Origin of the sequence: Novispirillum itersonii subsp. itersonii ATCC 12639 (assembly GCF_000381985.1) — a bacterium.
Lineage (GTDB): Bacteria > Pseudomonadota > Alphaproteobacteria > Rhodospirillales > Rhodospirillaceae > Novispirillum > Novispirillum itersonii.
Genome location: NZ_KB907337.1, coordinates 294,351 through 312,693, shown reverse-complemented (window position 1 = coordinate 312,693; position 18,343 = coordinate 294,351). Strand labels below are relative to the sequence as shown.

General features: G+C 62.4%; 17 protein-coding genes and 2 tRNA genes. 14 read left to right on the top strand and 5 right to left on the bottom strand.

Going from position 1 to position 18,343, the window contains the following annotated elements:
* Positions 1 to 22: 22 nt before the first annotated feature.
* Together glgX and malQ are read left to right on the top strand one after the other, a co-directional pair.
* Positions 23 to 2,176: a glycogen debranching protein GlgX gene (gene glgX / locus G365_RS0101405; protein WP_019643709.1), complete on the top strand. Its 2,154-nt coding sequence runs from the start codon at positions 23 to 25 to the stop codon at positions 2,174 to 2,176.
* Complete coding sequence (gene malQ / locus G365_RS0101400) at positions 2,173 to 4,383, top strand: 4-alpha-glucanotransferase (RefSeq protein ID WP_019643708.1); 2,211 nt, start codon at positions 2,173 to 2,175, stop codon at positions 4,381 to 4,383. The genes glgX and malQ overlap by 4 nt, the downstream gene beginning before the upstream one ends.
* A gap of 73 nt (positions 4,384 to 4,456) precedes the next feature.
* On the opposite strand, the gene G365_RS0101395 is transcribed toward malQ, so the two are convergent.
* The gene (locus G365_RS0101395; RefSeq protein WP_019643707.1) at positions 4,457 to 4,702 is read right to left on the bottom strand and encodes a YfhL family 4Fe-4S dicluster ferredoxin; all 246 of its coding nucleotides are present in this window, start codon (positions 4,700 to 4,702) and stop codon (positions 4,457 to 4,459) included.
* Positions 4,703 to 5,002: 300 nt separating this feature from the next.
* Between G365_RS0101395 and G365_RS19810 the strand changes: the two genes are divergently transcribed.
* The 5 genes from G365_RS19810 to sseA all read left to right on the top strand — a co-directional run bounded on the left by G365_RS19810 (position 5,003) and on the right by sseA (position 9,018).
* Positions 5,003 to 5,482, top strand: a complete 480-nt coding sequence (locus G365_RS19810; RefSeq protein ID WP_019643706.1) for a ferritin-like domain-containing protein — start codon at positions 5,003 to 5,005, stop codon at positions 5,480 to 5,482.
* A 213-nt stretch (positions 5,483 to 5,695) separates the two neighbouring features.
* Positions 5,696 to 6,367 carry a ParA family partition ATPase gene (parA, locus tag G365_RS0101385; protein WP_281163839.1) on the top strand — a complete coding sequence of 224 codons (672 nt, stop codon included), beginning with the start codon at positions 5,696 to 5,698 and terminating at the stop codon, positions 6,365 to 6,367.
* A gap of 29 nt (positions 6,368 to 6,396) precedes the next feature.
* On the top strand, positions 6,397 to 7,008 hold the full coding sequence (locus G365_RS0101380; protein WP_019643704.1) for an NUDIX domain-containing protein: 612 nt from the start codon (positions 6,397 to 6,399) through the stop codon (positions 7,006 to 7,008).
* A gap of 67 nt (positions 7,009 to 7,075) precedes the next feature.
* Positions 7,076 to 8,056, top strand: coding sequence for a cysteine synthase A (locus tag G365_RS0101375; RefSeq protein WP_026345001.1), 981 nt, complete (start codon positions 7,076 to 7,078; stop codon positions 8,054 to 8,056).
* A gap of 104 nt (positions 8,057 to 8,160) precedes the next feature.
* Complete coding sequence (gene sseA, locus G365_RS0101370) at positions 8,161 to 9,018, top strand: 3-mercaptopyruvate sulfurtransferase (RefSeq protein ID WP_019643702.1); 858 nt, start codon at positions 8,161 to 8,163, stop codon at positions 9,016 to 9,018.
* An 85-nt stretch (positions 9,019 to 9,103) separates the two neighbouring features.
* On the opposite strand, the gene G365_RS0101365 is transcribed toward sseA, so the two are convergent.
* Positions 9,104 to 9,355: a hypothetical protein gene (locus tag G365_RS0101365; RefSeq protein ID WP_019643701.1), complete on the bottom strand. Its 252-nt coding sequence runs from the start codon at positions 9,353 to 9,355 to the stop codon at positions 9,104 to 9,106.
* A 344-nt stretch (positions 9,356 to 9,699) separates the two neighbouring features.
* On the opposite strand from G365_RS0101365, the gene metC reads away from it, so the two are divergent.
* The 3 genes from metC to G365_RS0101345 are packed head-to-tail and all read left to right on the top strand — an operon-like array spanning position 9,700 to position 12,385.
* Positions 9,700 to 10,866 (top strand): cystathionine beta-lyase, encoded by a 1,167-nt coding sequence (metC, locus tag G365_RS0101355; RefSeq protein ID WP_019643699.1) that lies wholly within the window; start codon positions 9,700 to 9,702, stop codon positions 10,864 to 10,866.
* Complete coding sequence (hisI, locus tag G365_RS0101350; RefSeq protein ID WP_019643698.1) at positions 10,866 to 11,285, top strand: phosphoribosyl-AMP cyclohydrolase; 420 nt, start codon at positions 10,866 to 10,868, stop codon at positions 11,283 to 11,285. The genes metC and hisI overlap by 1 nt, the downstream gene beginning before the upstream one ends.
* Positions 11,282 to 12,385: a CobW family GTP-binding protein gene (locus G365_RS0101345; RefSeq protein ID WP_019643697.1), complete on the top strand. Its 1,104-nt coding sequence runs from the start codon at positions 11,282 to 11,284 to the stop codon at positions 12,383 to 12,385. Before hisI ends, G365_RS0101345 begins: the two co-directional genes overlap by 4 nt.
* 244 nt (positions 12,386 to 12,629) lie before the next feature.
* On the opposite strand, the gene G365_RS22555 is transcribed toward G365_RS0101345, so the two are convergent.
* Both G365_RS22555 and G365_RS0101335 read right to left on the bottom strand, forming a co-directional pair.
* Positions 12,630 to 14,690 (bottom strand): sensor histidine kinase, encoded by a 2,061-nt coding sequence (locus G365_RS22555; protein WP_019643696.1) that lies wholly within the window; start codon positions 14,688 to 14,690, stop codon positions 12,630 to 12,632.
* A gap of 71 nt (positions 14,691 to 14,761) precedes the next feature.
* A complete protein-coding gene (locus tag G365_RS0101335; protein WP_019643695.1) occupies positions 14,762 to 15,820 on the bottom strand; it encodes a TRAP transporter substrate-binding protein in 1,059 nt (352 codons plus the stop codon).
* 292 nt (positions 15,821 to 16,112) lie between these two features.
* Here G365_RS0101335 and G365_RS0101330 point away from each other — a divergent pair.
* The 4 genes from G365_RS0101330 to G365_RS0101315 all read left to right on the top strand — a co-directional run bounded on the left by G365_RS0101330 (position 16,113) and on the right by G365_RS0101315 (position 17,341).
* Positions 16,113 to 16,189: transfer RNA gene (locus G365_RS0101330), tRNA-Pro, on the top strand.
* 154 nt (positions 16,190 to 16,343) lie between these two features.
* Entirely contained in the window at positions 16,344 to 16,643 is a 300-nt protein-coding gene (locus G365_RS0101325; protein WP_019643694.1) for an ETC complex I subunit, read from the top strand.
* Positions 16,644 to 16,712: 69 nt separating this feature from the next.
* Positions 16,713 to 16,789, top strand: a tRNA-Arg gene (locus G365_RS0101320).
* 231 nt (positions 16,790 to 17,020) lie between these two features.
* Positions 17,021 to 17,341 carry a hypothetical protein gene (locus G365_RS0101315; protein WP_019643693.1) on the top strand — a complete coding sequence of 107 codons (321 nt, stop codon included), beginning with the start codon at positions 17,021 to 17,023 and terminating at the stop codon, positions 17,339 to 17,341.
* Positions 17,342 to 17,360: 19 nt separating this feature from the next.
* On the opposite strand, the gene G365_RS0101310 is transcribed toward G365_RS0101315, so the two are convergent.
* Positions 17,361 to 17,864 (bottom strand): DUF192 domain-containing protein, encoded by a 504-nt coding sequence (locus tag G365_RS0101310; protein ID WP_019643692.1) that lies wholly within the window; start codon positions 17,862 to 17,864, stop codon positions 17,361 to 17,363.
* Between the last annotated feature and the right edge of the window lie 479 nt (positions 17,865 to 18,343).

The following is an 18,343-nucleotide window of genomic DNA, read 5'->3' as shown; positions in this document are numbered from 1 at the left end:
TTAGTCAGAGATCACAGCCAGAATGCGCATTGGCCCCCGCAGCCCGATTCAGCCCGGTCGCCCCTATCCGCTTGGAGCCACATGGACCGGGCGCGGGGTCAATTTCGCACTGTTTTCCGAAAATGCCGAAAAGGTGGAGCTGTGCCTGTTTGACGTCTCGGGCAAAAAGGAAACCGCGCGGCTGGCCCTGCCGGAGCGTACCGATGACGTCTGGCACGGCTACATCCCCAATCTGCGGCCCGGCCAGCTATACGGTTACCGGGTTTACGGCCCCTACGACCCACAGGGCGGCAACCGCTTCAACGCCAACAAGCTGCTGGTTGATCCCTATGCCCGCGCCCTGTCCGGGGTGTTGCAATGGCATCCGTCCTGCTACGGCTACCGCCACGGGCACCCGAAGGCCGACCTGTCGTTCGACAAGCGGGACAATGCCCGCCACGTCCCGAAAGGGGTGGTGGTCAAGACCGATTACCCATGGGGTGCGCAGCACCTGCCGGAAACCCCGTGGCACGACACCGTGGTGTACGAAGCCCATGTCCGGGGAATGACGCTGAAAAATCCGGATATCCCGGCGCAGGACCGCGGACGCTTTCTCGGCCTCAGCCATCCGGCAGTTCTGGAACATCTGGTCGGGCTGGGTGTGACAGCGGTAGAGCTTCTGCCGGTGCAGTCTTTTGCCAGCGAGCCCCACCTGTCAGAACGGGGGATGACCAACTACTGGGGCTATAACCCGCTGAGCTTTTTTGCCCCGCACCCGGCCTATGCCCAGAACCATGGTCCCGATGAATTCAAGGCGATGGTGGAACGCTTCCACGATGCCGGGATCGAGGTGATCCTTGATGTGGTCTACAACCATACCTGCGAAGGCAACCATCTGGGGCCGACCCTGTCATGGCGCGGCATTGACAACCGCAGCTACTACCACCTGACGTCAGAAGATCCGCGCTATTACCACAACCATTCCGGTTGCGGAAACACCCTGAATGTCGCTCATCCCCGTGTCTTGCAGATGGTCATGGATTCTCTGCGCTACTGGGTTGAAACGATGCACGTTGACGGCTTCCGCTTTGATCTGGCCTCAGCCGTGGCCCGGGGCCCGCGCGGGTTTGAGGCGTCAGGCGCCTTTCTGGCCGCCCTGCGGCAGGATCCGGTCCTGCAGCGGGCCAAACTGATCGCCGAGCCGTGGGATCTTGGGCCGCAGGGGTACCGTCTCGGCGGCTTCCCCACCGGCTGGCGCGAATGGAACGACGCCTACCGCAATGTGGTGCGCGGCTACTGGCGCGGCGACGACGGCCACCTCGGCCCGGTGGCAACCCGCCTGAGCGGATCATCGGATCTGTTCTGGAAGCGGTCGCCACTGGCATCTCTGAACTATATCACCTCGCACGACGGTTTCACCCTCAGCGATCTCGTCAGCTACAACGGCAAGCACAATCAGGCCAATGGCGAGAACAACGCGGACGGCACCAATTATAACCTGTCCTGGAACTGCGGCACCGAAGGCCCGTCCGATGACCCGGCAATCACCCGGCTGCGCCGCCAGCAGCGGCGTAACCTGCTGGCAACCCTGATGATCAGTCAGGGTGTGCCGATGCTGCTGATGGGGGACGAACGTGGCCGCAGTCAGCAGGGCAACAACAATGCCTACTGTCAGGATTCCGACATCAGCTGGATGGACTGGTCCCCCCTGACAGCGGAAGAGCAGCATTTTCAGGACTTTGTCCGCGATGTGATTGCCCTGCGCCGGAATCATCCGGCCCTGCGCCGCCTGACCTTCTTCACCGGAAAGCCCAAGCCGGGCGATGAGACGTCAGGCATCAAGGATGTGACATGGCTGTCCCCGCAGGGGTGGGAAATCCGTGCCGAAGAATGGAGCGTACCGCAGAACCGCTGCCTTGGCATGCATATCAACGGTGCGGAGCCGGGGGAACAGGATGACCGCCTGATCATTCTGCTGAATGCCCACAGTGATAGCATCCCCTTTACCCTGCCCGGCCCGGCCTATGGCCATCACTGGACCGTTCTGCTGGATACCGCCCGCGCCGACACCCCGACCGATGATGATGATGAACCCAGCCGCCCCTTCGGCTGGGGTGAGACATTCCCGCTGCTGGGGCGCAGTCTGGTGATTCTGGCCGACCGTACTCTCCCGCGTTCTGAAGGATACCTGCCATGACCGATTTCCCCGTCGCCACCCCTCCACCGGTTTCCGCCACCCTGCTGGCCACACTGGCTGACCGGGCCGGAATCAGCACCCGCTTCTGGGACATCTTCGGCACCGAGCATGTGGCAACCGCCGGGGCCATCCATGCCACTCTGTCGGCCATGGGTTTTGACCTGACGTCTGATGCCAGTGTCATCGCGGCACTGGACGGGCTGGAGCAGACGGACTGGGCCCCGGGCCTTGCCCCGGTAACGGTGCTGCGGGATGACAGCAGCCGCAGTGTCGCCGTGGTCTGCAAAGACAGCGACTTTCCGCTGCACTGGACCCTGACCACCGAAGACGGCACCGTGCATGTCGGCACCCTTGCCGCGCCGGGGCCGGACAACGGCGGCACCACCTGCCGCCGGGATGGCATGACCCGTCAGTGCCTGACGCTGCCGGCGACGGTTCCGGCCGGGTACCATCACCTCAGCATCCGCAGCGGAACAGCCGCCCTGTCCTCCGGCAGCGTCATCCTCGCCCCGGCCCAGTGCTGGCTGCCCCACCCGCTGCGCCAGAACCGGCGGCTGTGGGGGATCGGCTGTCAGGTCTATTCCCTGCGGGATGAAACCGACTTTGGCATGGGCGACTTCAGCCACCTGCAGGCCGCGAGCCGCAGGGCGGTTGATCTGGGGGCATCGTTTGTCGGGGTCAACCCGCTGCACGCGCTGTTTCCGGCCCGGCCACAGGATGCCAGCCCGTATTCCCCCTGTTCCCGGCTGTTCCTGAATCCGCTGTATATTGATCCGCGCACAGTCCCGGAGTTCACCGCCTGCGCTGCCGCCCGCGCGCTGCTGGACTCTGCTGAGGTGCAGGCACAGATACAGGCCGCCCGTCAGGAAGATCTGGTTGACTACCCTGCTGTCGCCGCCGTCAAAGGCCCGCTGCTGCAGGCCCTTTACGACACCTTCCGTCATAGCGCCACAGCGGAACGGCAGGCCGCCTTCGAAGACTTCAAACAGGCCGGTGGAACACGCCTGCACCTGTTTGCGGTCTTCGAGGTCCTTCAGGCGCGCTGGCCGGATAAACCGTGGATGCAGTGGCCGGAAGACTACCGCACCCCTGACAGTCAGGCCGTGACCGCCGTGGCCGAAACCGACGCTGACGCGGTCAACTACCGCAAGTGGCTGCAGTTTGAGGCAGACCGTCAGCTCGGCCTCTGCGCGGCTCTGTTCAGCGGATCAGACAATCATATCGGGCTGTACCGGGATCTGGCTGTCGGCAGCAATTCCGACGGCGCCGATGTCTGGGCAGACCAGTCAGTCTATGTCATCGGTGGCCGCTTTGGCGCCCCCCCCGATCAGCTTGGCCCGCTGGGGCAGGATTGGGGAATGCCGCCGCTGAATCCGCTGCCCCTGCGTCAGCAGGCCTATGCCCCGTTTATCGACATGGTACGGGCGAACATGCGCCATGCCGGGGCCCTGCGGATCGACCATGCCATGTCACTGCTGCGGCTGTTCTGGATTCCCCCCGGTTTCACCGCCCGGGACGGAATGTACGTCAGCTACCCCTTTGACGATCTTCTGGGCATTCTGGCGCTGGAAAGCCACCGCAACCGCTGCATGGTGATCGGCGAGGATCTCGGCACCGTCCCCGACGGTTTCCGCAGCCGGATGGAGCAGGAAGCCATTCTGTCCTACCGCGTGGTTTACTTCGAGCGGTACGAAAGCGGCCTGTTCAAGCGCCCGGACACCTATCCGCGTCTGGCTCTGTCCTGCGCCACCAGCCACGACATCGCCACCGTACAGGGCCACTGGAGCGGCTGGGATATCGCCCTGCGCCACCGGCTGGGTCTGGCCGTGCCCGGCGTCAGCCGCGACAGTGATGAGGCCCAACGCGGACAGGACCGCCACCTGCTGCTGGCAGCCCTGAACGATCAGGCGGTTCTTCCTGCCGGTACTGACCTGCCGGAGCAGGCCACGCTGACCACAGCACAGAAGCAGGCGCTGTCGGTGGCGGTTCACCGCTTCCTCGGGCGGGCCCCGTCGGCGCTGGCGCTGATCAATCTGGACGATCTGGCGCAGGAAGAGTCTCAGGTCAATGTGCCCGGTACGGTCAATGAGTACCCGAACTGGCGGCGGCGGCTGTCCCGCACCACCGATGCCATCCTCGGCGCAGCGGAAACCCGGGATCTGGTCAGCGCGGTCCAGAGTGAACGGCTGGAGAGTCTTCCCGCCTGAGGCCGCGCCCCTGCCGGTTCATCAGCCCTGATCCCCATGGGGTTCTCCCCGTGGGGATCTTCGTGCTGCGCCGTCAGCGATGCAGGCGGTCATACTTGGCCTGAAGCTGCTCCGGCGTTTCCTGATAGTCCGGGTTCGGCTCAATACAGTCCACCGGGCAGACTTCCTTGCACTGCGGCTCCCCGGTTTCACCGATACACTCGCTGCACCGCTGTGGATGGATCGTGAAGATCGGCTCGTCTTCAGTAATGGCCTCATTCGGGCATACAGACGGGCAGGCATTGCAGGCAATGCAGTCGTCATTGATCATCAACGCCATAGCAGTCCCCTTTATTCTGTCTCTCGCTGAGGGCTCAGAATCCGCGCCCCATGCTTTCCATATCATCCCCGCCGGTCAGTCCTTTCCCGGTCGGCCTGATACTCCTGCCGCCGGGCCCCCTGAACGTCTCAAGCCGGGTCCCGCTTTTGTTAATATTCAAAAACTGATATAATTTCCAGAACGCTAAATCCTTATTATAAATACTGTTTTTCATCCTTAACCGGCGGTATCACCCAGACTTGGCAAATCTTCCTCCGCCGGTTGCTCCCAAACGCCCTGACCTGTCGCGGAGCTTATTGCATGCTGCATTCAATGGCAGAATTCCTCGCCCATGCGATTGCGCTGGAAGCCCATTCAGCAGAACGGTTTGAGGCGCTGGCCAACGCGCTGGAAGCCCGCTCGGAAACAGCCGTGAGCGAACTGTTCCGGCGGATGGCGCAGTATTCCCGGCTGCATCTGGAAGAAGTCCGCACGGCGGCAGGCAGCCTTACACTGCCCGCATACCGGCAGGAGGACTATCTGTGGCCGGATGCAGAGCCGCCGGAGACGATCCCCGCTCACTGCGAACAGACCGGCATCACCCCAAAGCAGGCCCTGCTGGAAGCCCTGCGCAGCGAGGAACGCGGCGAAGCTTTTTATGCCGCCGTCGCCGCCACCACGACCGATTCCGCCGTACGGCATCTGGCTGAGGAATTTGCCGCTGAAGAGTCCGGGCACGTCTCCATGCTTTCGCAATGGCTGGTCTCCCTACCGGATCACGGGGCCCCTCCCTCCCGATAAAGAACACCGAATCTGGACTGATAAATATTTTATTTCATTACATTAAAGGAAAATCTTCACAAAAAAGATTAGAAAACACATACGCAGTATCAAGGCAAAACCCCATCCCCCTCCCACCAACATACGCAGATTGCACCCTGCCCATCCCTCTGTTCTTTCGCACTTGCAAATAACCACAGCTCCCGTAGCCTCAGCCCCGGATCTTCAGCAGTGATCAGAAACAGGCTCCGGGAGGGCTGCGGCACCATGGCGGCAAAAGTCATCACCATCGCGCAACAGAAAGGCGGAGCAGGAAAGACCACCCTGACCGCCCAGCTTGCGGTCGCACTGGCCCGGCAGGGGCTGCGCGTGGCTGCGGTGGATATTGATCCACAGGGCAGCCTGACCGCGTGGCACTCCCTCCGCCCGGACAGCGCAACCCCGCTGACGCTGTCGCAGGTCCCCGGCTGGCGGCTCGGCAATGATCTTGACCGCCTGAAGGCGAGCCATGACGTGGTGCTGATCGACAGCCCCCCGCATGCGGAGACGGAAGCCAAGACAGCCATCCGCGCCGCCGATCTGGTTTTGCTGCCGGTACAGCCCAGCCCCATGGACCTGTGGGCGATGAAACCGACGCAGGACGTTGCCCGCAAGGAAAAGACCCCGGTTCTGGTCGTCTTAAACCGGATGCCGCCGCGCGGACGCCTGTCAGAACAGGTGATGGCCCATCTGGAAACGCAGGACGCCCCGGTTGCCGCCAGCCAGCTTGGCAGCCGGGTTGCCTTCGCCAGCTCGATGATGGAAGGGCTGGGAGCGCTGGAGACCGAGCCCCGTGGCAGCGCCGCCCGCGAAATCAAAGCCCTGTCAGCCGAAATCTGCACCCACCTGCATTTGACCCCGGCCTGAGCCCCCCGCGCAACCATATCGGAATCATCATGACCTCCCCCAGCCACCGCCCCACAGCCGTCAAGGTTGCGCAGAAAGAAACCCTGTTCAAAGCCTATTCCCGGCTGGACCGCTACCGCCTGCGGCACGAGCTGTTCGCCGGTGGCATGGGGCCGGAGGTCAGCCGGGAAGTGCTGGAACGCGGCCACGCCGTTGCGGTGCTGCTGTTTGACCCGGACCGGGACTGTGTTGTGCTGATCGAACAGTTCCGCCCCGGCGCCTATGCCGCCGGAATGGAGCCATGGCTGATTGAAGTCGTGGCCGGAATTATTGAGGACGGTGAAACGGCGGAAGATGTCGCCCGCCGGGAAACCATCGAAGAAGCAGGTCTGATCCCGGAAAAGCTGTTCCGGGTGCAGTCGTGGCTTGCAACCCCCGGCATCAGCTCGGAAAGCATCGAACTGTGGTGCGGCCGGGTAGACAGCCGCCAGGCCGGGGGTCTGCACGGCGTCGCGGCTGAAGGGGAAGATATCCGCGTTTTCGTATCCCCCCTGCCGGAAGTCCGGCAGGCGCTGCGCGATGGCCGCTACACCAACGCCGCAACGCTGATCGCCCTTCAGTGGCTGCTGTTGAACGAGGATGATATACGAAAAAAACTGTGATTATCCCTTGAGGGAAAAACAAACAACACCTATCATTCCGTTAAATACTCCATTCAACGGAATGATCATGGACATTAAAAGCGGCCTGACCGGCAGCATCGGCAATACCCCGCTCATCCGTCTGGACTGGGCCTCCCGTCAGGCGGGCTGCACCATTCTGGGCAAGGCGGAGTTCCTTAATCCCGGTGGGTCGGTCAAGGACCGTGCCGCGCTTGCCCTGATCACCGATGCTGAAGGGCGCGGCGTGCTGCAACCTGGCGGCACAATCGTCGAAGGCACCGCAGGCAACACCGGCATTGGTCTGACCCACGTCGGCAATGCCCGTGGCTATAAAACCATCATCGTCATGCCCGAAACCCAGAGTCAGGAAAAGAAGGACACCCTCCGCCTGCTGGGGGCTGACCTGCGGCTGGTTCCGGCAGTCCCCTTCAAGGACCCCGGCAATTACGTCCACGTTTCGCGCCGGATTGCCGAAGAAACCGGCGGCTTCTGGGCCAACCAGTTTGACAACGTCGCCAACCGGCAGGGTCACATCGACACCACCGGACCGGAAATCTATGAACAGTCCGGCGGCACTGTCACCGCCTTCACCGCAGCGGTGGGCACCGGCGGCACGCTGGCCGGGGTTTCCATTGCCCTGAAGGCCCGCAATCCGGCGATCCGTTGCGTCGCGGCTGATCCGCACGGCTCCGGCATCTATGACTGGATCAAGACCGGCACCCCGAAGGCGGAAGGCAGCTCGATCACCGAAGGGATCGGTCAGGGCCGGGTGACCGCAAACCTTGAGGGCGCACCGCTGGATGACGCCATCCGGGTTTCTGACGCCGAAGCGCTGGAGGTTCTGTACGCCCTACTGCAACACGACGGCCTGCTGCTGGGCGGGTCTGCCGGTATCAACGTTGCCGCCGCCATCGCGCTCGGCCGTCAGCTGGGGCCGGATGCCGTGGTTGCCACCATTCTGTGTGATGGCGGGGCCCGCTATCAGAGCAAGCTGTTCAACCCGGATTTTCTGCGCCCGCTGGGTCTGCCGACCCCGCCCTGGCTGTAAGGGGCCGCATGGCCGGTTGACCTGCCGGGTCCGCCGGGGTATGGCCTTTCGGGGTGCTTCTGTCAACGGAAGCACCCCGAAGCCAATATCGCCGGGAGGATACCGTGACCGATTACATCAATCCCGACGCCCTTGTCAGCACCCAGTGGCTGGCGGACCGTCTTCAGGCCCCCGATATCCGTGTGGTGGATGCCACCTTTTTTCTGCCGACCCTGAACCGGGATGCCCGGGCAGAATACCAGCGCTGCCACATTCCCGGCGCGGTCTTCTTTGATATCGACGACATCGCCGATACCGCCAGCCCTTACAAGCACACCATGCCCGCACCGGAGGTCTTCTCCGCCAAGGTCCGCAAGCTGGGGCTGGGCGATGGCAATCATATCGTTGTCTATGATGCCAATGGCGGCGCTGCGGCAGCAGCCCGGGTGTGGTGGATGTTCCGCTATTTCGGTCACCGGTCAGTCTCCGTCCTCAACGGCGGACTGGGCAAGTGGGTTGCTGAAGGCCGCCCGACCGATGACATGCCGCCGGTCCCGCGAGACCGGCATTTCACCGCACGGGTCAACACCACACTGTTCCGGTCTGCGGAAGACCTGCTGGCCAATATAACCAGCCGCCGCGACACCGTGATCGATGCCCGCGCTGCCGCCCGCTATCGTGGGGAAGCGCCGGAACCGCGCGCGACCCTGCAGGTCGGCCATATTCCCGGTGCGCTGAACCTGCCCTTTGCTGAGCTGCTGTCACCGCAGGATCAAACTTTTCTGCCCGCCGACGCCCTGCGCCAGAAATTCGCCGATGCCGGAATTGACCTGAAAGCCCCGCTGGTTGCCAGCTGCGGCTCCGGCGTAACCGCCTGCGTCATCGCCCTGGGGGCCTATCTGCTGGGCAACACCGATGTCGCGGTGTTTGATGGCTCGTGGGCCGAGTGGGGCATGCGGACCGAACTGCCGGTCGAGGTTTAAGACCTGCCTCATGAGCCAAAGCAAAAGGCAGGGGCCTGCGGGCACCCTGCCTTTTCTACTTCCGGCACGTTACACCGGCACCCGTTCAGGCAGCCGCAACCGCAGCATTTGCCTCTTCCCGCCGGACACCATAGGCCCCGATGCTGGCATGCGAGCCATCGGGGAAGCGCCACAGATTGGCGTCTTTCAGGCGGCCATTGAAGCCGATAACGATTTCTTCAGCCAGATGGATCACCTGCGCCGGGTCAACAGTCATGCGCCAGCTGTGGCCATGGCGGCTTTCCATGGTCAGGGAAAACAGGGTACAGGCATGGCTGGCGGTGGGGATGGACGGCACGGGATTTCTCCTGTCAAGGCGGTAGCGCGATGGCGGAGCTTCCTTCCCACGGTAAAGCGGCTTAACCCGCTTCCGGCCCGGACCTCTGGGGATGATCCGGTTTCTGTTATTGGCTGCATTGCAGTGCAACAATTCTTAAATGCATACCTACACTTTATTGCAGCGCACAACACCCCTCCTTTTACGCGCGGCAGCCATGCATTTTGCGAATGCCACGCAGTTCTCCCGCAAATCGGCATTTGCAACCGGCCGATTTGATGATCAGAATGGATCCCTTTTTTCCGCCGGGGCAGACCCGCCGGAACAGGGACAGAAAACGCGGATCAGAATAAGGCTTAGCGACCATGAAGCGTGACACCCGGATCATCCACGCCGGCAGCCATCCCGAGCGCTGGAACGGCGCGGTCAATCCCCCGGTCTGGCGGGCATCCACCATCGTGTCGCCATCGGTTGCCGCCCAGCGGGATCTGAACGGCCCTAACCGCTTCGCCAATGTCACCTACGGGCGCCATGGCACCCCGACCAGCAAGGCCTTCGAGGAAGCGGTGGCGGAACTGGAAGGGGGCAGCCATTGTATCGCCGTCGGATCCGGGCTTGCCGCGATCACCGCGACCCTGACCGGCCTGCTGGAAACCGGCGACCATCTGCTGATGACCGATGGCTGCTATGGGCCAACCCGCTATTTCTGCGACAAGTCCCTCAGCCGCTTTGGCATCGAGACCACCTATTACGATCCCCGCATCGGTGCCGGTATCGCCGATCTGATCCGCCCGAACACCAAAGTTGTGTTTGTGGAAAGCCCCAGCTCGGGGACTTTTGAAATTCAGGATATCCCCGCGATTGCCGCCGCAGCCCACGCCGCCGGGGCGCTGGTGGTGGCTGATAACACCTGGGGCCTTGGCACATTCCTGCCGTTCAGCCATGGCGTCGATGTGTCATTGCAGGCCGCGACCAAATACATCGTCGGCCATTCCGACGCCATGCTGGGCACCATCACCGTCAATTCCGCCGATCTGTATGCCCGGGTACGCGGCAGCGTCGCCCTGTTCGGCTTCAGCGCTGGCAGCGAGGAAGTCTGGCTGGGCCTGCGTGGCCTGCGGACTGTGTCAGTACGCCTGCGCCAGCAGTTCGACAGCGGCCTGAAAGTCGCCCGCTGGCTGCAGGCCCGGCCGGAAGTATTGACCGTCTGGCATCCGGCCCTGCCGACACACCCGGATCATGCCCTGTGGCAGCGGGATTTTACCGGCGGCTGCTCGCTGTTTTCGTTCGAGCTGCACCCGGTGGCGCGGGATCGGCTGGAAGCGATGGTCGATGGATACCATCTGTTCCAGCTCGGCTATTCCTGGGGCGGCTTTGAAAGTCTGGCTGTCGTAACATCAGACGAATACGCCCGTACCGCCACCGCCAAAAGCGGCAACCCGATCATCCGCCTGCATGTGGGTCTGGAAGACCCCGATGATCTGATTGCCGATCTGGAGCAAGGCTTCGCCCGCCTGAAGGACCTGCCGTAATGACCGAGACCTATACCATTCCCAGCACAGAAGCCGTCGATGCCCTGCTGTCAGAGGTGCGCTTCAATGCCGACGGGCTGATCACCGCCATTGCCCAGCAGCACGACACCGGCGAAATCCTGATGCTGGCCTGGATGAATGCCGACGCCCTGCGTGAGACCCTGCTGACCGGCCGGGTCTGTTACTGGTCGCGGTCCCGCAAGGGGCTGTGGCGGAAGGGCGAAACCTCCGGGCAGATGCAAAGGCTGGTCGATCTGCGCGTTGACTGCGACGGCGACGCCGTGCTGGCGTTGGTCCATCAGGATGGGGTCGCCTGCCACACCGGGCGCCGCAACTGCTTCTTCCGTGCCATCCGCGACGGCGTGGTGGTCAATGTGGCAGAGCCGCTGATTTCTGAAGAGGAGCTGTACGGGCGATGAGCCAGCCATCCTCCCCCCTGCTGCCGGTAACGGTCCTGACCGGTTTCCTCGGCAGCGGCAAGACCACCCTGCTCAATGCCCTGCTGCCCCAGCCAGCCCTGAGCAACGCTGCGGTCCTGATCAATGAATTCGGTGAGATCGGCCTGGATCACCATCTGGTGGCGCAGGCCGATGATGACATTGTGGTGCTGCAATCCGGCTGCGTCTGCTGCACGGTACGCAGCGATATGATCACCGCCCTGCGGGATCTGTATCTGCGCCGGGTGCGTGGTGATATCCCGGAATTTGACCGGGTGGTGATTGAAACCACCGGGCTCGCTGACCCAGCCCCGATTCTGCATACACTGCTGACGGACCCGCTGCTGTCAGCCCGCTACCGGATGGATGGGGTCGTGACCACCATTGATGCGGTCAACGCCCTGTCCCAACTGGATCACTTCAACGAGCCGGTGAAGCAGGCGGCACTGGCCGACCGCCTGATCCTGACCAAAACTGATCTCGCCGGACCGGAACGGACCGCGCAGATACAGGCCCGGCTGCGGGCGCTCAATCCGGCGGCCCCGCAGATCATTGCCCTGCATGGCGGGCTGGATGCGGCCACCCTGCTTGACTGCGGTCTGTTCACGGTACAGGGAAAACACCCCGACGCCGAAGGCTGGCTGAAGGCAGAAGCCTACGCCAGCCATGACCACAGCCACCATCACGATCACACCTGCACCCCGGCCTGTGATCATGATGACCACCACCATCATCACCATGACCACGGCGATGACGCCCAGCGTCACGCCGGTATTTCCAGCTTCTGCCTGACATTCGACACCCCGGTCGAATGGAGCCGCTTTATCGAGGCGGTGGAGATGCTGGTCACCACGCAAGGGGATCGGCTGCTGCGCCTGAAAGGTATCCTCGACGTTATCGGGCAGGATGTTCCCGTGGCGATCCACGGCGTTCATCATTTATTCCACCCACCGGCCCCGCTGCCGGATTGGGGGACACTGCCCCGCCAGAGCCGGGTGGTCTTCATCACCCACGGGCTGGAAGCCGAAGCGGTGCAGGGGCTGTTCAGTGATGTGCTGCAGCTTCCCGCACACCGTATCTAACACCGATGCAGCCTAAAGCCGTACAGGCCCTGCGAGAAAGCAGAGAAAAACAGTCACCTTTTTTCTATGATGTTTCTAAAGTGCATTGACAGCGCCATAATCCCGTATATGGTTGTCCTTGGCCGGTTTTTACAAATCGGCCTCCCTCTTTGAGACTCCCCTTGCAGCCATCGGTTTTCCGGTGGCTGTCTTTTTTTGTCCGGCCCGCAGGGTTTTTCCGGTCAGGTTTTAAAGAGGGAGAGCCTCAGGGTGGCAGGGGCCGATGCTCGGCGGGCCCTGCCTTGGGCAGCTGGAAGTAGAAGGTTGCCCCCCGCCCCTCTTCCGCCGAACACCAGATCCGGCCGCCATAGCTGTCAACCAGCTTGCGGCAAATGGCCAGACCGATGCCGGTGCCCTCATACTCCGACACCGAATGCAGGCGCTGAAACAGCTTAAAGATCCGGTCCTGATACTCAGCCGGAAACCCGATACCATTGTCTTTTACCGAAAATTCCCACTGCGCCCCCAGATCTTCGCAGCCGATCACCACCTCCGGCACCCTGTCCGGAGACCGGTACTTCAGGGCATTGCCAATCAGGTTGACGAACAGCCGCGACAGATCCGTCTGGCGGCAGACCAGCAACGCCTGCCCGTCAAAGGGGATCACCTGCGCCCCGGCCCCGGCAATACTGGCAGACAGCGACGTCAGCACATCGGCCAGAACATCCCGGGCATCTACTTCCGTCAGCGGCATCACCTCGCGCCCGGCCCGGGAATAATCCAGCAGATCGCGGATCAGGCTGGACATCCGGTGTGCCCCCTGCACGGCATAGGTAATGTATTCCCGGCCATCAGCCGACAGGTCAGCCCCATGACGGCGCTGCAACAGCTGCAGATAACTGACGACCATCCGCAGGGGCTCCTGCAGATCGTGGGATGCCACATAAGCGAACTGCTCCAGCTCGGTGTTCGACCGGGCCAGTTCATCGGCCTTGGCGGCAAGGCTCTGCTCTGCTGTCCGCCGCTCAGAGATGTCGGCGACCACAGCCACCAGATTACCCGCACCTTTACCGCCATCGGCATCCTGCGGTGTCAGACTGACCTCCACCCACACCGGCACACCGTTGGCCCGCATATACCGCTTCTCGTACACCAGTCCGACCGGACTGATTCCCCCCAGACTGCTCTCCGTCCGCCGCAGATCTTCCGGGTGGGTCAACGCCTGAATGTTCACCCCGATCAGGTCTGCCGTCCGACGTCCGACGATCCGGGCAAAGGCATCGTTGGCAGCATGGATGACCCCATCCCGCCCCAGCAGAACAATACCCGCCCCGGCATTGCTGAAGATGGAATGCAGCTGGGCCTCGCGCACCGACAGCAGCCTGATCGCCTGACGCTGACGCTCCAGCGCACGGTGCAGCATGACCATTGCCCCGATCACCACCAGAGACAGCAGCCCGCCCAGCAGGGCATAGTTCCGGGTATCTTCCCGCCAGCGGTCCAGTGCGTCGTCCTGCTCCACCGCAACCGCCAGCAGCAGGTCAAAGCCTTCAATCTTGTGATAGGTGACCAGATGCGGCTCCGGGGTTTCGACAACCCGGGTTTCCGCACAGCAGGGGCCATCCGGGGCCAGAAACTTCAGGGCCCAGTCCGGGGCCCGTTCGGATGGCAGAAGGTTGGAGCTGGGGGTTTCAACCACCCGCCCGGCCTGCCGGTACAGCACGCTCTGACCGGATGCCCCCATATCAGACGCATTAAAGACTGCCATAAAAAAATCACGCCGGACCATCGCCGTCACTGTCCCGAGGCGGTCCCCCTGCGGCGACAGGATGTGGCGTGAAAACCCGATCACTTCTGACAGGTCCCCCACCTGCACGGATTGCCCCACCAGCAGCAGACCATTCGCCGCAGGGTCCATCGACACATAATTCCGCGGCAAGGGATAAATGCCGCGCAGATTCCGGCTGCGGCTGTCAAACACCAGCACCCCGTCGGCATCGGTCACCAGCACCCGTGTCACCTGCGGCAGCCCGGTAAAGGTTGCAACCAGATAATCCAGTGCCCGGTAACGCTCGAACTGATATCTCTGCCATTCCCGCGCCAGCGTTTCCTCGCTGCGGCGCAGGGCGACATCAAGATTGGCAACCACAGAGCTGAAATTATAGGCCAGAGAGGTGGCAAGCCGGGCGTTATAGCCCTGTGCCCGTTCCAGTTCCCGCCAATACGAATGAGTTGCGAACAGCGCCCCGAATGCCCAGATGGCCAGAAGCAATCCACTGCCCAGCAGCAGGGGCAGTAACGGGCGAAGGCGGGACCGCAGCGTCATTGGCGTATCCTCATCATCTCAGGCCCTTCCGCAGCATTGTAAGAACCACAGCACTCTTTGGGTCAACCGGCTTAGCGGGGAACACGACGCGGCAGGCCCTGCAGTTCCTCCCACGACAGTTCCTGCTCCATAAACGCCGTCAGGCTGCGATACACCCGGGCAAATTCCGGGTCACGCTTTGCCTTATCCTCCAGCACGTCACGGCTGGTACGGGCCAGCGCCTGTAAAACACCGTCAGGGAACCGCCGGACCGTCACCCCAAGGGCGCGGATCTGTTCCACCGCCGTCACCTGTGACCCGGTCTGTGCCGTCAGCGTCCACAGGGTATTCAGGCGGCAGGCCGTCTCAATCCCCCGGCGGTCCGCGGCGGTCAGTCCCTTCCAGACCCCGGCGTTGACAATCAGTGCGTTCCAGCTCGACGGCTGATGCCAGCCGGGAAAATAATAATGGCGGGCAAACGTCTCGAAACCGATGCTCATATCCGCCATCGGCACCGAAAACTCGGCCGCATCCAGCGTTCCCCCGGCAAGCGCCGGATACATCTGCTCTAACGGCTGGGCCGATGTCACCGCCCCCAGCTTTTGCAGCACCTCGCCCCCCAGACCGGAGATGCGCATCCTTAGGCCCCTGAAGTCTTCCGGGGAGCGGATCTCGGCACGGAACCAGCCACCGGCCTCCGATGCGACGATGTGGCAGGGCAGAATTTCGACCCCTTGCGGGCGGAAAACGTCTTTGAGCAACGTCAGGCCGTCGCCCCCATACATCCAGGAAACCGCCGTCGCCGGAGACGGACCAAACGGCATCGCCCCCAGCAGTTCAGCGACCGGCACCTTATCCGCCCAGTACCCGACCCAACCGAAGCCGGCAGCGACCTTCCCGCTCTGTACCGCAGTCAGCACATCCTTCCCGGCGATCACCTCGCCGGAGTTATAGAGACGCGCCGCCAGCCGTCCGTCCGTCTGCTCGTTAATCAGGCCGGTCAACCGGGTCTCGCTGTCAGCGATGAAGGCAACGCCGCGCGGAAACGTCGAGTGGATCTCAAACTCCGCCGCAGCGGCCCCCCGGAGGAAGACCATTATACCCACCGTCAGCGCCGCAATCGCCCCCGCCGCTTTCCTGTGTCCGCTCATCCTCACGCCCCTCACTCTCAGGCATCCCCTGAGTCTTACAGACAACGGTTACGGTAGCACGTTCAGGGATGAAACCCAGCCCCGACCTTCCTCTAACAGACGTATGAACTGACCAAGCCGGGGCAGTTCCTTACCGCAGCAGAGATACCCCGCATAGTAACCACATCCACAGAATGGAATAAAGCCGGTAACCGGCTTACGCCGTCCGGACAAAGTGAAAAGAGATCTGGATTGCTGCGGGTTTAGCTTGCCAAGCGATGACAAACCCCATATTTTCCGCTTCGGACAGGTCCGGGGTGTAGCTCAGCCTGGTAGAGTGCCTGCTTTGGGAGCAGGATGTCGGAGGTTCGAATCCTCTCACCCCGACCATAATGTCCAGTCAAATCCGGTCAGGTTACGGTCAGCACCACGGCAGTGGCGGCTGAGACCGCCGCCGGTAGGAATGAAAACAGAACCGTCCGCCTTCCGCCGCACAGACGGCAGCGGAACGACAGGCGGTAGTGACTGCGGGAGTTACCGAACGATGGCCACTGTTGTCCGCATTTTTCGTCCGGCGAAAAACGCCATGCAGTCCGGGCGCGGCACTCTCGGCACCTGGCTGCTGGAAGTTGAAGCCTCAGCCCCGGTTGCCAACGACGGCCTGATGGGCTGGGCCGGATCTGCTGATACCGCGAAACAGATCCGCCTGAAGTTCGCCACCCGGGAAGAGGCTGTGAGCTACGCCAAGCGTCAGGGCTGGACCATCCGCCTGTCGGAGCCCAACGAGCGGTCAATCCGCCCGAAAAGCTACGCCGAAAACTTTGCGTTCAACCGCGTTTCCTGACATGGGCCGTCGGGCTGACGGTTTCCGTCGGCCCGGCCCGTTAAGCCTGCCACTGTCAGGATCATTTCTGCGCCCTTAGCTCAGCTGGATAGAGCAGCCGCCTTCTAAGCGGCTGGTCGGGGGTTCGAATCCCTCAGGGCGCGCCAGACACCCCGCTTCTGCACCAGCAGGGCGGGGTTTTTGCATTCTGCCATCCGATTGCGGGCAAACAGGGCCCTGACCGCCCTTTCCGGCGGAATATTCCCGCTCTTTCTGGTCCATGATCACTATTGGTTTACCCCGCCGACAGGCGCACCATAGCTGGGTGAACGGGCAGATGCGGATCTGCCGGTCCACACCGGGGGGTCTCCATAGCGGCATAGCCGGAAGGAGGGACCATGGCACACATTATCGATCACAATACCTTTCGGGTCATGAAAGCCTGCCGTGAGATTGAGCACACCAACTCAGGGATTCTGAGTCATGTGCAGCAGCTGCGGTGTGACGCCATAAAAGTTGGCCAAACACTGCAGGAAGCCGGTCGGGTTCTTGAGGATGCCCTGGTGGAGTTTGCACAGGTCCAGCAGCGGCTGTCCCTGTCGCAGGATGAGCACGCCCGCATCATGCAGATGGTTGACGAGATCATGGCCCAGAGCCCGGTCTTTCAGGCGCTGGCTGCAGAAAGCGTTTCCGCGCCCCCTCTCGCCGGTCAGGGGTGAGGGGGTCCCGCCCCTCTCCTCAGGGGGTGGGCCGGAACATCGGCTGAATCAGGCGGTCCCCGACCGCAATCCCGGCGCGGGCGGCTTCGCCCCCCGGCAATTCCAGTACGGCACGGACCGGCACACCGGACCGGCGGATCGTCAGGCTCTGCGGCTCAGCATTGGCATCAATGCGGGCGATCCGTCCATCTTCCGTGATGAAAAGCATATCCAGAGAAATCAGGGTATTCTTCATCCACATCGCGACATCACGGACGCTGCCGAAATCAAACAGCATCCCGTGGCCGGCAGGCAGACTGGTCCGGTGCATCAGGCCCCGCTCCCTCTGTGCCGGGGTCAGCGCCATCTCCACCCGATAGGCCCGCGTCCCTCCGGTGGTTTCAATCTGCACTGTCTGCACGTCAAACCTCAGATCTTCCGTCTGTGACGGTGCCTGCGCGCGGGCATCCACCGGGGCCAGCCCCGCCCCTGACCAGACCGTCAACACCAGTATGGCCGCACAGACCCGACGACACCATCCCATCCTGCACTCTCTCATTCTGTTATCATCCCCGGCCGGAGTGTCCCCCGGCTGCCACACCGGGCCCGCCCTGCCCCCGGAGGAGGACAAAAAACTGTCCCGGACGACCATTTTGGCCTGACCACCGGACCGTGATACATTTGGGTATCTTCCGCTATACCTTTTTCATGTTTCTCCCGAAACCGTCACTGGATATAGTCCCTTTTGTCGCGCAGGTTTCCCGGCGCGACGGTAACAAAACCAAAGTTTGCTGTAGATTTATGGCGCATCTTGCGCTAAACGATCTAATACCTTTGGTCGAAACGAAATGCAGATTCAGCGAGGGGCGCCCCCCGACTGCCCCCCATGCCCTTCGCTGGAAGAAACGCCGGACAGCCATGCTGTCCGGCGTTTTCTATTGCACCGCACACAGAATTTTCCGCAATTTCTGCGGCGGAACCGGGTAAAATCCGGTCTCAAACTGTCTGCTGGCGGGTGTTTTT